Below are 15,836 nucleotides of genomic sequence, written 5' to 3'. Positions count from 1 at the left end.
GAGACGCTCATGTTTCGCGGGAGACGAGGATTCACGTTGATCGAACTGCTGGTGGTGATTGCCATCATTGCCATTTTAATTGCGCTCCTGCTTCCGGCTGTGCAACAGGCGCGGGAAGCGGCACGTCGCAGTCAGTGTAAGAACAACCTGAAACAACTGGGACTGGCGCTGCATAATTACCACGATACCTTCCAGGTGTTTCCCTTTGGTATGATCAATCCGACTAATGGAGATCTGCCCGGTTCCCCTCGTCCACCGACAGACAATACCGGCTGGTATCCGATGATTTTGCCTTATATTGAACAGGGGGCCTTGTACAACGCATTCATGGAAGAGCAGCAGAATTCAGCGCGGACCGGAGCCATCTACTGGAGCAGGAAAGAGTCCATCGTGCCGATGATGATGTGTCCCAGCGATCCGGCAGGACCGAAAAATGTGACCTATGGTCAGACGAGTCCCACCAGTAACGGTTCACAGGGATTCCACGGAAACTATGCGGTCTGTTCCGGCTCGACGCACTTTGGACCCGTAAACAGTTACACGCAGTTGAATGGAATGTTTTATTCGCGTTCCCGTACGCGGCTGCGTGATCTGACTGATGGTGCTTCTACGACCCTGATGGCCAGCGAGATTATTCTCTCTGCCGACAGTTCCAAGCATGATGTACGTGGCCGACTGATGAATCCCCGCTGCATGGGAACGTTTATCACAACACTGGAAACCCCGAATACGAATGTAGGTGATGTATTAATCGCCTGTCTGGAAATTCCGCACGCTCCCTGTGGGGCGGACAGTACCACGAACAGTCGCACGTTTGCCCGCAGCTATCATACAGGGGGAGTACATGGTCTGCTGGCCGATGGTGCGGTCCGCTTTATTTCAGAGAATATTGATCGCGCCACCTACCAGGGGCTGGGAACCCGCGCCGGTCAGGAAGTCATCAACGAATTTTAAGCAGATCTCTTTCACATGGGAGCATTAAACGAAATGTTGTTCAGCGTGAGATTCAACAGACGTTTTGTGAGGCTGGTTTGCATTCTGTGTCTGCTGTTGATCAGTGGCTGTTCCGGCGGGGCCGGTCCGAATGAGTCGGAGGTCAGCGGTATGATTCAACTGGATGGAGAACCTCTGCCTGAGGGGACGATTACCTTTGTTTCCGCAGATAATTCGACGCATTCTGCCCAGGGAAAAATTGAACAGGGAGAGTATCTCGTCAATGTTCCGATTGGGAATAAGCGGGTGGAAATTCACGCCTCCCGCTGGACAGGGAAGCCGTATGAGAAGTACGGTATAAAGGAGACCGAACAATACCTGCCTGCGATTTATAATGAGCAGAGCCAGTTAACTGCAGATATTAAAGCCGATCAGAGTCTGCAACTGGACTTTGAATTGAAGTCCGATTCTCAACCGTCCGGGGAGTGATTTGTGTCCGTGTTTCTTCAGTATCCTGAATCCCGGGTTCTGCCTGACCGCTCTCCGGATCACTGCCATTGTGCTACGGGAACACGGTCTATGATTGATGTTTCGTCTTTGTCAGTTCGCTTTCTGGTGTGTGCTTTCCTGATACTAACAACGTATTGTGAAGCCGAAGCTGCCGATGCGACTCCGGCTGGTATTGGACAAACTGAGCGTGCACTGCTGAAGTCAACCTGCGTGGATTGTCATGCGGGTGAATCGGCAGAGGCGAAGCTGGATCTGCAGCAGATCTCGTTTGACTTGAAAGACAAAAGGGCTCGCCACCGCTGGGTTCAGATCTATGACCGGATCGCGGCGGGGGAAATGCCCCCTGATCCGGCAGACCTGTCTGCGGAGAATCGGCAGGCGTTACTCAAGTCGTTATCGAGTGCGCTGCTGCAGGTTGATCAGGCGGAAGTCAACAGCCACGGACGGGGACCTATGCGGCGGCTGACGCGTCAGGAGTATGAGCAGAACCTGCGTGATCTGCTCCAGTTGCCCGAACTGGATATTCGCGACATGCTGCCCGCCGACCGGGAACGGCTGCATTGCAACAAGGTGGCTGAAGTGCTGGACATGTCCCGGATCCAGTTGGAAGCCTATCTCGATGCAGCCGATACTGTATTGCGGCAGGCAGTCGCTTCTGGAGTCAAACCCCGGCCCCGAAAACAGGAACGATTGCCGGCCACGCGGATGTTTTTAACCGCGCAAACCTTTGGCGAGCGGGAGGCGATGTACTACGCGAAGGATTCGAAACTGGTGCCACTCTCGATGGCGGACCTGAACCGGATCCGCAAAGAGAACAGCCATGATCCAGACATGGAACTTGCCATCTTTCGTTCTGCCTCCTGGCCTTATTATGGATATCCGGATCAGTTCAAAGCGGTGCAGCCTGGCACGTATCGACTACGATTTTCAGCGCGTGCGGTGCGACAGTTACGGGATTTCAGTCTCAAGCCGGCTCCGTCTTCAATTCCCATGAACTTCCGCGCGCGGAAACGGTCGGGGGCGGATGTCTCCGGCGATGTGCGGGCCACAAAAGAGATTCTGGACATTCAACCGGAGCCCGCGATCTATGAAACGACGATCCGGCTGAAACAGAACGAAACATTCGAGTATAGTCTGCTGGGACTGCCGGTTCCCCGGGCGATCAATCCACCCAATGCGCCGCTCTACTATGACTTTCCCCCACGCCCGGAAGGCGGTCATCCCGGTGTTGCCTTTCAGTGGCTGGAGATTACCGGCCCTCTCGATTCCGAGGTCTGGCCGCCCGCTTCACATCGGCGGCTGTTTGACGATCTGCCGATTCGTGCAACACGAAAAGGAACTCTGCCTGTCGAACTGGTGACAGATCAACCCGAGCAGGAAGCACGCAGGCTGCTCAGACGATTTATTCAACAGGCCGAGCGGGAACCTTCTCCGGTAGAGGTGATCCAGATTTATGAACGACTGGTGCTGGGAGAACTGAAGCGGGGGGAACCGCTCGCGGAGGCACTGCTCTTGGGTTATAGTGCCTTTCTCTGTTCGGGGCAGTACCTGTACCTGCCTGAGCCACAGCAGAGTTCTGAGCAACTGCCTTACGCGGTGGCGTCCCGTCTGTCCCACTTCCTGGGGAATACCTGTCCTGACGCCGAGCTGAAGTCACATGTGGCTGACGGTGATCTGCTGCAGCCAACGATATTGCGCTCAGAAACGAAACGCCTGCTGAAGGCGGAATCATCCGAAGCGTTTGTGAATAACTTTACGGATTACTGGCTATCGCTGAAAGACATTCGGCGGGATGAGCCCGATGCGCGGCTCTATCCCGAATATCGTTTCGATGATTACCTGATCGATTCTCTGGCGATGGAGACGCGTACTTTCTTCCGCTATCTGCTTGAAGAGAACCTGCCGATCACGGCCCTGGTGCAGACCGATTTTATTTTTGCGAACGACCGACTGGCCCGGCATTACGATCTGCCGCCGCTGGAAGGATCAAATCTCCGCCGCGTTGCGCTACCTGCAAACAGCCCGTATGGCGGGTTGATCACCCAGGGGGCGATCCTGAAAGTGACAGCAAACGGGACGACGACCTCACCTGTGATTCGGGGCGCCTGGATCATGGAGCGGATTATGGGCGAACCGCCGCCTCCGCCACCGCCGTCGGTGCCTGCGGTCGAACCCGACATTCGGGGAGCGAAGACCATCCGCGACCAACTGGCGCAACACACGCGGGATCCGGTCTGTGCGAACTGCCATGCCCGCTTTGATCCAGTCGGCTTTGCACTGGAAAATTATGATATCATGGGGGCCTGGCGGAACCGTTATCGCAGCCTCGGGCAGGGAGAAAAAGTGACGGGCATCGATCGAGCCGGTCACGATTTCGCTTATTTCATTGCTGGCCCCGTGGACGCCGGTGGTCAGCTCCGCGATGGTCGATCATTTCAGAACATTCAGGAATTAAAACAGTTGCTGGTGAAGAACCCGCGACAGCTGGCCCGGAATTTTCTGCAGCAGTTGACCGTGTATGCCACGGGCACCCCGGTTCGATTTTCGGATCGACCTGTGATTGAATCCATTCTCGATCAATGCGAGGCCGATCAATATCGGGTTCGCGATTTACTGCTGGCGCTGGTTCAGAGCCGCATTTTTCTGGGAACCGAACCTGTTGCAGCAGCGAAGGGAAGCGAATCATGAGGAATCACTCAGCCCGACGATGGACAGTGGATTATGCTCGCAGGCGTTTTTTACGCGGTGCCGGTGTGGCTCTCGCACTTCCGTTGCTGGAGAGTCTGCAGCGCCCTGCGCTGGGGAAGGAGTCTTCCTCTGCGACGCCTGGTCGCATGCTGTTGATTTCGAATAATCTGGGAGTCTTGCCGCAACACTTTTTTCCCAAAGAGAGCGGCGCCAAGTACCAGCTCTCTCCTTATCTGAGTGAGCTCAATGAGTTGACTTCTGATTTTACCGTCTTCAGTGGTTTATCGCATCCGGCCTGCGAAGGAGGACATTCTACTGAGAACTGTTTCCTGACCGGCGCCAAACATCCGACGAGCAGCGGTTTTCGCAATACGGTTTCCCTCGATCAATATGCGGCCGAGCATCTGGGACGCAAGACCCGGTTCGCCACTTTGAACCTGGGAGTAAATATCGACAAGGCGAATCGGAGTCTGTCGTGGACGCGGGACGGCGTATTGTTACCTGCAGAAGACAGTCCCGCCCGTCTGTTTCAGAAGATGTTCATTCAGGGAGACTCGGCGCAGATCAAGCGGCGGCTGGAACATCTGAAACGGCGGGGCAGTATTCTGGATGCGGTTTCCGAGTCGACACAGCGATTGAATCGTGAGCTGGGCCCGGAAGATCGTTCGCGTCTGGATCAGTATTTTACTTCGATCCGCGAACTGGAACAGCGACTGGTGACTGCAGGGGAATGGGAGCAGAGCCCCAAGCCGAAAACTGTGGCGGAATTGCCGGAAGATATTCTGGATCGGGGTTTGCTGTTCGACAAGCTGGAACAGATGCTGGCGATGGCGGTGCTGGCACTGCAGTCCGACTCGACGCGGATCGTCACATTGATGGTCGATGCCTTCGCGACGCCCGTCTTTCAACTCTCGGAGCAGGAAAAGAGTCTGACCAGCTATCATCCGCTGAGCCATCACGGGATGCGGGCTCATCATCTGGCGCAGCTGGAAAAAGCGGACCGCCGCCAGATGCAGTTGTTGAAGCGGGTGCTTGAGAAACTACAGACCGTGCAGGGCAATACGGGACGTCTGCTGGACAGTACGATGGTGCTGTATGGAAGTAACATGGGGGATGCGAATACCCATGATAATACAAATCTCCCGATTCTCCTGGCAGGAGGCGGCTTTCAACATGGCCAGCATCTCGCGTTTAACCGGGAAGCGAACGCACCTTTGTGCAATCTGTATCTGAGTATGCTGCAGCGGATGGGAGTGGAAACCGATCGCTTCGGTTCCAGCAGCAGTACGCTGACGGGCCTGAAAGGTTGAGACCAGCGTAACCTTACTCGTTGTGATTACTTTGCGGCGGGTGTGACTGGTTCTTCCGGTGCGACGTCGACAGAGACGGTCATGCGATGTTCGCCGCCACCCACGATCGTGCCCTGAATGGGACAGACGTCGTAGTAATCGCGACCCCAGGCAACGGTGATGTGATCGGTGGAAGCAGGCACGTTGTTCGTCGGGTCGACGTCGATCCAGCCCGCTTTCTCTCCGCAGTAAACTGAGAGCCAGGCGTGGGAGGCATCTGCTCCGACGAGGCGTGGCTTGCCCGGCGGGGGGATGGTCCGCAGGTAACCGCTGACATAACGGGCGGCCAGCCCCAGAATTCGCAGGCAGCCGATCTGGAAGTGGGCAAAATCCTGACAGACGCCGTGCTTTTTTGCGTAGACTTCATCAATCTGCGTGTTGACATTCGTGGCGCGGGGATCGTAGCGGAATTCCTTGTGGATCCGCGCGGTGAGATCGATAACCGCCTCCAGGATCGGACGTCCCTTCGTAAACGAGACTTCTGCATAATCAATGAGTTTGGGAAACAGCTTCACTCCCGGCGACTGAAACACATACTGATATGCGTCAAGCAATGCGGGGCTCTGATCGCTTTTCAATGCCAGGGAGATGGTTTCCCAGGCCGGCGTACTGGCGGGAGGGATCACCGGCGTTGCCATCACGGAGACCTGACTGGTGGCAGTCACGCTGAGTCCCGTATGAGGCTGGTCTATGGAGAAGAATGAGACATTGTTCCCAAAATAATCTTTGCGATGACTGATGCTATAGGGATCGGGGTGGATCAGCAGCTGGAAGTCATCGCACATCTGGTAAGGCAATGCGCGTGGGGCCAGGTGGACCACGTTCTGACAGACCGGCACCGCCTCGGAGTACGCATATTTCGTGATGTGGGTGATTTTGTATTTCATTGCGGACTGATATCTGCCAGCTGGTGAGAGGGAACCGCGTGAACCAGATAACGATGTGAGATCGCTTCAGAGAGCTTGGGCAGCTGGGCGTCCCAGGTTTCGATCAATTGCTCCAGTGGTTTGTAGTCGCCCAGACAGTGCGTGTCCGAAACTTCCTGGATATCCAGCATGCGTACCGATTGCAGGAGCGTCATCGCCAGACGCTGCTCGGCAGAGTAACCGGGCAGTTCCCGATTACGCGGCAGACGCTCGACCTGCTTGGAGAGCTGCATGAACTGGAAGACAAGCGACCGGGGATTGCTTTCATCGGTCAGCAGCAGATCCAGAACAGCCGCCAGTTGCAGGTTTGAGAGGTATCGCGAACGATACGTCATCAGGCTGTCGGCAACTTCGAGTACCGTTTCCAGAACCGGCGCCTGGATTTTGGGCATCGGGATAAAGCTGTTTTTGACGAGGCTGATAATCTGCAGCGAACGTTCGATCCGGCGTCCCAGTTCCAGAAAGCGGAAGGCCTGGGTCCGCGTCATACTTTCCATGATGATCCCGCTGAATGCAGAGAGTTCTGTAATCAGGTCGTTCATCATCGTCAGTACGTCAGACAGGTTCGTGACGCCAAAGCGGGCCGGCTGAAAGCCTTTGTCGATGCGACGGATGATCCGCCAGGTGTCGAGCGAGACCCGGTCGCGGACAATCGAGCCCAGACGGAACAGTTCATTGATAATCGAGCGCAGCGAAGCCGACTGGGTTTCGTCGAAGACCGCGGTGGGCAGCACATGTTCGATGGCGGGCAGCTGGTTCCGCATTTTTTCGATGGCATAGCCGGGTTCAATCTGTCCCTCGTCGGCCAGACAACGGAGCAGAACGGGGACTTCGAGATCGCTGTTCGATCGGGTTTCACCGCCGAGCCGATTGACCAGGCTGCGCAACAACCGGGCCAGCGATTCAGCCCGTTCCAGCTGTCGTCCCAGCCAGAAGAGGTTGTCTGCTGCGCGACTCGGTAATTCTGATCCGCTGCGGCGGAGAGAGATCGTGCGGCCCTGTTCTTTGAGGAGCGAAATATGTTCGACGGGCTGGTCGGAAAGAATCCAGGTATCCTTGCTGCCTTCCCCTTTGCGAATGGAGACTTCCAGCGGATCGAGTGCCTTGGCAGTCCGGGCCAGGGCTCCCTGCATTACGGTGTAAGAATCTCCGGAGGAGACTGCATAGGCCCTGAGCGAGAGATGTGCGGGGGTTGTTTCCCCTTTCCAGACCGGGACGCTGGAGCGGATGACTTTTTCCTGGGCGACAAACTGTTTCGGGTTGGCCTGAATCAGCTCGGCCCGTTTCTTGAGGGGGAGCTGATTCCAGCTTTCCATGGCGGGATGATCCTGACCCCGAATGCGGAAGGCCGACTGAATGGTCAACTTCTCCAGGTTCTTCAATACGTAATTCAGTCCCTGTGGATCTCCACACCACCAGGTGGCGACGCCGGGCAGTTTGAGTTCTTCCCCGAGCAACGCTTTACAGAGACGGGGCATGTAAGCCATGAACGCAGCGGATTCGATCAGACCACTCCCCAGTGAATTGGCGATGCCGACCTGTCCGGAGCGGGCCGCCTGTGTGAGTCCGGAGATACCCCTGCCGGACGAGGATCTCAGTTCCAGGGAATCACAATCATTACTGTTCTGTCGTCGGAAGATGACGTCAACAGGGATCAGTCCACCCAGTGTTTTGAGCATGACCTGATTACGGCGAATCGCGAGGTCACCACCTTCGACCAGCGTGTACCCGAGGTAGCGTGCCAGGTAGGCGTCTTCGAAATAGTTCGGGCTCTGCGGACCATGGCTGAGCAGAACCACGCGGGGGTTTTCCATACCCTGCGAAGCCAGGCTGCGCAGGCGATCCTGAACGGCGATGAAGAAGGGGGCCAGTCGTTTGACGTGGCACTGGTTGAACATCTCCGGAAACATCCGCGATGTCAGAATACGATTTTCGAGGGCAAAGCCGATGCCCGATGCCGCTTCGGTGCGATCGGCCAGCACCCACCATTTTCCATTGGGAGAACGGGCCAGATCGGCTGCGTAAAAATGCAGAAAGCAGTTATCGCGGGGGACCTGACCATGGTAGGCCCGCAGGAAGCCCGGGTGCGAGAAGACGATTTCGGCGGGCAGCGTTCCCTGTGTGAGCAGAGTCTGTTGTCCATACAGGTCGCTCAACACCAGGTTCAGCAGGCGTGCCCGTTGTTTTAACGCGGTTGCGATCACATCCCACTCGTTAGATGAGATCAGAAAAGGGATGGCATCGAGCTCCCAGGGGCGGGGCTGATCGCCGGGGGTAATATGTCCACTGTAGGCGAAATCATTGGCCTGGACAGTGCGTTGTGCCTGTTCCCAGCGGTGATCGAATTCTTCGCGGCCGATACGGGAGAGCGCATCCAGAAAGAGTTTGGCTTGCGGGCGGGGCTGCCCACCATCCAGCAGGAACTCATCAAACACGCCGGGGGGCGGCGTGTATCCTTGAAACAGATGGTTCACAGAGAGTGGGGAGGTTGTCACGGTAGTCTTTATTCCTCAAGTTGAGATGTACCTCAAGTGTTCGGTTGAAGTATATCTCGTCGCTGATCGTGTGTCGGTATTTATAATTCGGGAGCGGTTTGCTCCCGGTGGCCCGGATGGGATCAGACTATTTTACACGATGCCCCGGTTTCGGCGAAGGTCAAGCGTGAAGGGAAACAGTGCGTTTTTTTCCTCTTCCGGCACGGATCGGAAACCGCCTGTATGTCCCATTTTGAAAAATCGGGTGGCCCGACGGCTCTCTGCTTCATAAGCGTTCACTGGAAAAGTGCCCGGATTCAGCCCGCCAGGGTGGCCCACATGGTAGGTGCAGCCGCCGATGGAGCGTTGATTCCAGGTGTCGACCAGGTCGAAGACCAGCGGTTCATCGACGGGAATGGTCGGATGGAGGCAGCTGGGTGGCTGCCAGGCACGATAGCGGACGCCGGCGATGGCTTCTCCTTCGGTTCCAGTCGGATGCAGAGGGATGCGGCGGCCGTTACAGAGCAGGACGTGCCGACCAGCGGCTAATCCCTGTACTTTCACCTGCAGACGTTCGACGGAGGAATCGACATAGCGGGCGGTTCCACCCCCTGCCGCTTCTTCGCCGAGGACGTACCAGGGTTCGATCGCAGTCCTTAATTCGATATGGACACTGCGATATTCAATTTCTCCGATATGGGGAAAACGGAATTCAAAGTGCGGGCCGAACCAGCTGCTTTCGAGGGGATAGCCTGCCTGCTGCATTTCCGCGATGACATCTTCGAAGTCCTGCTGGATGAAATGCGGGAGCAGCCAGCGATCGTGAATCGAGGTGTTCCAGTCCATCAGCGGGATGTTATACGGGGTGTTCCAGAAACGGGCGACGAGTGCCCGGAGCAGCAACTGCTGTGTGAGACTCATCTGCCAGTGCGGAGGCATTTCGAAACCGCGGAACTCGACCAGCCCCAGTCGGCCGGTGGCACTGTCGGGAGAATAGAGTTTGTCGATACAGAATTCGGCACGGTGGGTGTTGCCGGTCAGGTCGACGAGCAGATGTCGAAAGACACGGTCGACGAGCCAGGGAGGAACGGGACCCGATTCGGGAATCTGCTCGAAGGCGATCTGCAGTTCGTAGATCGCATCGCGTCGGCCTTCATCGACCCGGGGCGCCTGACTGGTGGGACCAATGAACCGGCCGGAGAAGTAATACGACAATGATGGATGATTGTGCCAGTAGGCGATCAGGCTCCGTAACAGGTCGGGACGCCGCAGGAACGGACTGTCCTCGGGAGTATGAGAGCCCAGGACGATATGGTTTCCGCCTCCGGTTCCGGTATGGGTTCCGTCCAGGTCGAACTGTTCGGTTCCCAGTCGCGACATGCGGGCGTCTTCGTAGACGCCGGAAGTGATCTGGACCAGTTCCTCCCAGTTGCTGGCGGGATGCACATTGACTTCAATCACGCCGGGATCCGGAGTGGCCTTGATGTATTTAATGCGGTAGTCGGGGGGCGGCAGATATCCTTCGATGATGACGGGCATCTCGAGTTCTTCCGCTGTCTGCTCGATGGCGGTCAGCAGCTCAAGATAGCATTCGAGCCTGTCGACCGGCGGCATGAAGATGTGCAGACATCCGTCGCGCGGTTCGAAGCACATTGCGGTGCGAATGATTTCAGAGAGTTCGTCTGTTTTATTTTCTTCGGGAGTAGCACTTTCGCGGGGACTGCTTTCATCTCCGTCGCCTGTTCCGGACGAGCCAACGCGTTCCAGTACCTGATGCTGGACCAGGTTACTGGTTTGCCGGGTGGTACGGTGAGAGACGGCCTGCTGTTTGAGTCCTTCGTAGTCGGGCAGTGGTTCAGTTGCTTCGAATGGAACCACGGGCACGGACTGGTATTCGCCTTTCAGTGCGGGAGGCAGCGAATCCAGAGGGAGGCGGAGTCCCATGGGGGAATCGCCGGGAATCAGAAACATGTGTTCGGAGCGAACGGGCCAGGTGCCGCTTTTCCAGCGGGGACGGGCGTTCCACCACTGATGTGTCAGGGGGAGCATGCAGCCGACGGGGTTGCTGAGTCCCCGTCCGAAGACGCGGGCCAGGCGGGCCCGTTCTTCTGCATCGTCGAGGTCTGCATTCAGCACATCCGCGTTGACGGCCAGACGGCGCTCTTTCCAGAGGTAGTACATCGCGTCTTCGTATGCCCGCGAAACGTGGTCGGGATTAAGGTCGAGTCGTTCTGACAGCAGTTGCGAGAACTGCTCTGCCTGGTCGATGTCGTGTCCGTAATTCTTGCCTGGTTCGGCCAGGAGTTTCGTGTTTTTCCAGATGGGCTGTCCGTCGGTCCGCCAGAGGCAGGTGAGTGCCCAGCGGGGCAGTGATTCGCCGGGATACCATTTTCCCTGACCGTAGTGAATCAGGCCGTCGGGGGCGAAGCGTTCGCGGAGGCGTTCGATCAGATCACCCGCCAGAATGTGTTTTGTGGGGCCGACGGCAGCGGTTTTCCATTCGTCCGAATCCATGTCGTCGATGGAGACAAACGTCGGTTCGCCCCCCATTGTCAGGCGGACATCATGTTTTTCCAGATCGACGTCAACCTGGTGTCCCAGCTGTTCGATCTGCTGCCATTCTTCTTCGGTGTAGGGTTTGGTGATGCGCGGATCTTCGTGGACCCGGGCGATTGACATTTCGTGGTGAAACTCAACTTCGCATTGTTCGACGGTCCCGCTGATCGGGGCGGCATTGAGTGGTTCGGGGGTGCAGGCCAGGGGAATGTGACCTTCGCCGGCGAGCAGTCCGGAGGTTGGATCTAGACCAATCCAGCCGGCACCGGGGAGAAAGACTTCGGTCCAGGCATGCAGGTCGGTAAAGTCCACATCGGTACCGGAGGGACCATCGAGAGATTCAACATCGGGTTTGAGCTGGATCAGGTAGCCCGAGACGAAGCGGGACGCCATCCCCAGGTGGCGGAGGATCTGCACCAGCAGCCAGGCACTGTCGCGACAGGAGCCGCGGCCCAGCTTCAGAGTTTCTTCAGGAGTTTGTACGCCGGGTTCCATGCGGATGACGTAACCGATCATTTCTTGCAGACGCTGATTGATCTGTACGAGAAAATCGATGGTTTTGCATTCGCTGCGATCGATCGAATCAAGGAGTGCCTTGAGTTCGGGGCCGGGCGTGATCGGGTCGAGAAACGGTTGCAGATCTTTGGCGAGCCCCGGTTCGTAGGTGAAGGGGAATTCGGTTGCGTCGGGTTCGAGGAAGAAGTCAAACGGATTGACGACCGTCATCTCGGCGACGAGATCGATTTCGACATGCAGGTTGCGAGTCTTTTCGGGAAAGACCAGTCGCGCCAGATGGTTACTGTGCGGGTCCTGAAGCCAGTTAATGAAATGTTCTTCCGGTTCGACCCGCAGAGAGTAGCTGCAGATTGGTGTGCGGCAGTGGGGTGCGGGACGGAGTCGCACGAGCTGGGGGGCCAGTTCGACGAGGCGGTCGTACTTATAAATTGATTTGTGGTTGAGAGCGACGCGGATCATGTTGGTTCATCATTCGGTGTTAACTGAAACGGGGCTGCCGGACAGAGAGCAGAAATCAACCCGTTTGTGATTGCGTTTGCGTAGAGGATGCCTGTGACTGATATTGAGGCGTGAAGAATACATCCTGAATCGCTTCGCCTACCAGATTGAGCTGCTTTTGGAACCCGTCGATGTACTGGTGCAGTCCCTGATCGATGATGTCATCGATGCTGGTATAATCCATATTGGAACATAAGAGCCCCATCCGTTGTTCGGCAAGGTTCTGGAATGTGCCCGCGGTACTGCCGGTGATGTAGCGCAGTGACTGTTGAGCTTTCCGCAGGCAGAAGTGCATTGCCCGGGGAAACTGAGTATCCAGAATCAGAAAGTCCGCGACGCGCGAGGGGGTGATTTTGCCGTATTGTCTGCGGTACATGGCCAGGGCACTGGCGGAGCGGAGCAGAGCGGACCAGCGGACTACGTCGAGGGCACTTCCCACGTCCCGGGCATCGGGCAGCAGGATGTAGTACTGCACATCGACAATCCGCGAAGTCTTATCGGCCCGTTCAATCAGGCGACCTGTACGGGAGAAGTGCCAGGCTTCTCCATGCGACATGGTGGCATCCGTGGCACCAACCAGCATGTGGCTGGCGAGGCGGACGCGTTCACAGAAATCCTGCGGCTGATCCATCAGGCCGGGCTCGCTGGCTGCAGAGCGGACCATGAAATAGAACTGATTCAGCTGTTCCCAGACGACCGTGGGGATGATTTCGCGAATGGTTCGGGCGTTTTCCCGTGCCAGTGAGACGCAGGAGATGATCGAGTTCGGATTCTTCTTATCAAACGAGAGAAACTTGAGGACGTTTTCCCGCGTGGGTTCGCCGTAGAGTTCCTCGTAGGGAGCCTGGTCTCCAGTGGTATAGACCAGGGGAGCCCACTGGTTGGCGAGGGTATCCGTTTCTCCGAGTGTGAGGTTGTAGTTGACGTCTATAAATCGCGCGACGTTTTCTGCACGTTCCACATAGCGACTTAACCAGTAAACGGAACTAGCGACACGACTGAGCATCAATTCTTCTCCAGAGCTGCGGGTGAAAAATGCGGATCAGACAGCGCGTGTCCGTTTCGCAGAATCCACGTATCCTTGCTGCCTCCCCCCTGTGAAGAGTTAACGACCATTGATCCTTCTCGCAGCGCTACACGTGTCAAGCCTCCCGGCATTACGTAAATATCTTTTCCGCAGAGCACAAACGGTCGCAAGTCCACATGTCTGGGGCAAAGTTGATCGCCGATCAGGGTGGGGACGGTTGAGAGTTTCAACATGGGCTGGGCAATCCATTCGCGGGGATTGGCACGAATGGCGTCGGCACATTTATCACGTTCCGCCTGGGAGGACTGTGGCCCCATCAGGATGCCGTAGCCCCCTGATTCGTTGGTGGGTTTCACAACCAACTGGTCCAGGTTCCCCAGCACATGATCTCGCTGTTTCTGTTCCGAACAGAGGTAAGTCGGCACATTCGGCAGAATGGCTTCTTCCCCCAGGTAGTATTTGATGATCTGTGGCACGTAGGCATAGACGGCTTTGTCGTCAGCGACGCCGGTTCCCGGTGCATTGGCGAGAGTGACGCGACCGGCGCGACAGACTTCCATCAGGTTCTCAACGCCGAGGGCGGAATCGGAACGGAAGCATTTCGGGTCCAGGAAGTCATCGTCGATACGGCGGTAGATGACATCGACGCGACGCGGGCCCTGTGTGGTTTTCATGAAGACATAACCGTCTTCCACGAACAGGTCGGTACCCTGAACGAGTTCGACACCCATCTGCTGGGCGAGGAAGGTGTGTTCGAAGTAAGCCGAGTTATAGATGCCTGGTGTGAGTACGACCGCGGTGGGATCGCTGACGCCTTCGGGGGCACAGTCGAGCAGTGTTTTGAGCAGTTGTTCGTTGTAGTCTTCGATGGGAGCGACGGACATGCCCTGAAAGACGGGGGCGAAGGTCCGCTTCATCAGTTCGCGGTTTTCCAGCACGTAAGAGACGCCGGACGGACAGCGGAGGTTGTCTTCGAGAACGTAGATCTGCCCATCACGATCACGGATCAGGTCGACGCCGGTGATGTGGCACCAGACTCCCTGGGGAGGCTGATAGCCCTGACACTGCTGGCGGAGTGTTTTGGAACTGCGGATCAGGTCTTCGGGAACGGCTTTGTCTTTGAAGATCTTGCAGTCGTTGTAGACATCGTTAATGAAGAGGTTCAGGGCATGGATGCGCTGCTTGAGTCCACTTTCGACGACCTCCCATTCATGGGCGTCGATGATGCGGGGGAGCAGATCGAAGGGCCAGACTTTTTCGGTGCCGGCTTCATGCCCGTAGACATTGAAGGTGATTCCCATATTCTGCAGGGAGATCTCGGCCGCCTTCTGGCGTTGCTGCAGACTGCCTTCAGTCAGGGTCTGCAGGCGTTCCACGAATTTTTTGCCGCTGGGCCGGGGCTGGCCATCGGGCGCGAACATTTCATCAAAACAGTCTACTGACTGATAGGGAGCTAACCTCATCTTACGATTCCTCAACGAGCCTTCTAGTTGGAATTGCTACGGGGTCTAGTGTCTGCATTAAGTTTTAAGCAGATTGCGTGCCGTACTCAGCAAGTAATCGTTGATTGCCTGAATCTATGATGAAATCACAGCTTTTGGTGTTTGACTGTTCAAAACCTCGCGCAGGAAGTCAGCATGCCCTAGAGGTCATGCCTAATTATCGCGCAGCAGGATATTGAACAGAAAATCGTCATCTCCGACTCCAAAATTGTGGTTCACAGCGGGAGCTATGTCGTTTGACGATAACTATTTTACCAGAGCGAACTTCGATTCGGCTAGACCAGCTGCGCGATCTTACACTGAGAAGCAGATAATTATTCGTGCTGCTGCGAAAACTGAGTGCTGGTCTGCTTACTGGATCTCTTTGAGGTCGAAAGTGAATTCATTGGCCCCGGATTGCACATCGACGGTCAGTGGGCTGGTCTGAATCTTGCGAACCTTCGCAGGGATATTCGGGTATTCTTTGGGTTGTGCTGTGGGTTGATCCATACCGGGAGCAATTGGTTCCTGCGGTGGAGGATTGATTGTGACCGTGTATTTCCCCACGGCGACCATTTCGATCGTGGCAGTTCCCGATTCATCCAGCGGGCCTCCTCCGCCTTCTCCCGTCTCTTCGTTGGCCAGGTCGACCTGACCTTCGGGGACGGGGTCACCGCCGTTGGTGATGGTGACTGAGATTTCTCCGCGGGGCTTTTCTGCACCGGGGGTACGACTGCAGGCCGTATTCAGGCTGATCAGAAAGAGACTGACGGCGATTAACGCGGTGAAACGGACGCTATGACGTTGGATGGACTTGTTCATCGTGATACCAGGGAGATTAAAAGGGAGGTCTCATGCGGGAAAGCCTCCCCCGGACC

Annotated in this window: 10 protein-coding genes; 4 read left to right on the top strand and 6 right to left on the bottom strand. The window is 56.4% G+C overall.

Features of this window, described 5'->3' with window-relative positions; genetic code table 11:
• Window positions 1-9 precede the first annotated feature (9 nt).
• The 4 genes from FYZ48_RS07315 (at window position 10) to FYZ48_RS07300 (ending at window position 5,441) form a co-directional block, all read left to right on the top strand.
• Window positions 10-954, top strand: coding sequence for a DUF1559 domain-containing protein (locus FYZ48_RS07315; RefSeq protein WP_145188716.1), 945 nt, complete (start codon window positions 10-12; stop codon window positions 952-954).
• A 66-nt stretch (window positions 955-1,020) separates the two neighbouring features.
• Entirely contained in the window at window positions 1,021-1,422 is a 402-nt protein-coding gene (locus FYZ48_RS07310; RefSeq protein ID WP_187781914.1) for a hypothetical protein, read from the top strand.
• Window positions 1,423-1,512: 90 nt separating this feature from the next.
• Window positions 1,513-4,131 (top strand): DUF1588 domain-containing protein, encoded by a 2,619-nt coding sequence (locus FYZ48_RS07305; protein WP_149338938.1) that lies wholly within the window; start codon window positions 1,513-1,515, stop codon window positions 4,129-4,131.
• Window positions 4,128-5,441 (top strand): DUF1552 domain-containing protein, encoded by a 1,314-nt coding sequence (locus tag FYZ48_RS07300; RefSeq protein WP_149338936.1) that lies wholly within the window; start codon window positions 4,128-4,130, stop codon window positions 5,439-5,441. Before FYZ48_RS07305 ends, FYZ48_RS07300 begins: the two co-directional genes overlap by 4 nt.
• Before the next feature lie 26 nt (window positions 5,442-5,467).
• On the opposite strand, the gene FYZ48_RS07295 is transcribed toward FYZ48_RS07300, so the two are convergent.
• The 6 genes from FYZ48_RS07295 to FYZ48_RS07270 form a co-directional block, all read right to left on the bottom strand.
• A complete protein-coding gene (locus FYZ48_RS07295; protein WP_149338934.1) occupies window positions 5,468-6,367 on the bottom strand; it encodes a transglutaminase family protein in 900 nt (299 codons plus the stop codon).
• Window positions 6,364-8,901 (bottom strand): circularly permuted type 2 ATP-grasp protein, encoded by a 2,538-nt coding sequence (locus FYZ48_RS07290; RefSeq protein ID WP_187781913.1) that lies wholly within the window; start codon window positions 8,899-8,901, stop codon window positions 6,364-6,366. The genes FYZ48_RS07295 and FYZ48_RS07290 overlap by 4 nt, the downstream gene beginning before the upstream one ends.
• Before the next feature lie 132 nt (window positions 8,902-9,033).
• Entirely contained in the window at window positions 9,034-12,411 is a 3,378-nt protein-coding gene (locus FYZ48_RS07285) for a transglutaminase family protein (protein ID WP_149338930.1), read from the bottom strand.
• A 55-nt stretch (window positions 12,412-12,466) separates the two neighbouring features.
• A complete protein-coding gene (locus tag FYZ48_RS07280; RefSeq protein ID WP_149338928.1) occupies window positions 12,467-13,456 on the bottom strand; it encodes an alpha-E domain-containing protein in 990 nt (329 codons plus the stop codon).
• The gene (locus tag FYZ48_RS07275) at window positions 13,456-14,940 is read right to left on the bottom strand and encodes a circularly permuted type 2 ATP-grasp protein (RefSeq protein ID WP_149338926.1); all 1,485 of its coding nucleotides are present in this window, start codon (window positions 14,938-14,940) and stop codon (window positions 13,456-13,458) included. Before FYZ48_RS07275 ends, FYZ48_RS07280 begins: the two co-directional genes overlap by 1 nt.
• 390 nt (window positions 14,941-15,330) lie before the next feature.
• Window positions 15,331-15,780, bottom strand: coding sequence for a hypothetical protein (locus tag FYZ48_RS07270; protein WP_149338924.1), 450 nt, complete (start codon window positions 15,778-15,780; stop codon window positions 15,331-15,333).
• Between the last annotated feature and the right edge of the window lie 56 nt (window positions 15,781-15,836).

This window comes from Gimesia chilikensis, from assembly GCF_008329715.1.
Lineage (GTDB): Bacteria > Planctomycetota > Planctomycetia > Planctomycetales > Planctomycetaceae > Gimesia > Gimesia chilikensis.
Note: the sequence above shows the minus strand (reverse complement) of the source record. Positions and strands in the feature narration are given on the sequence as shown.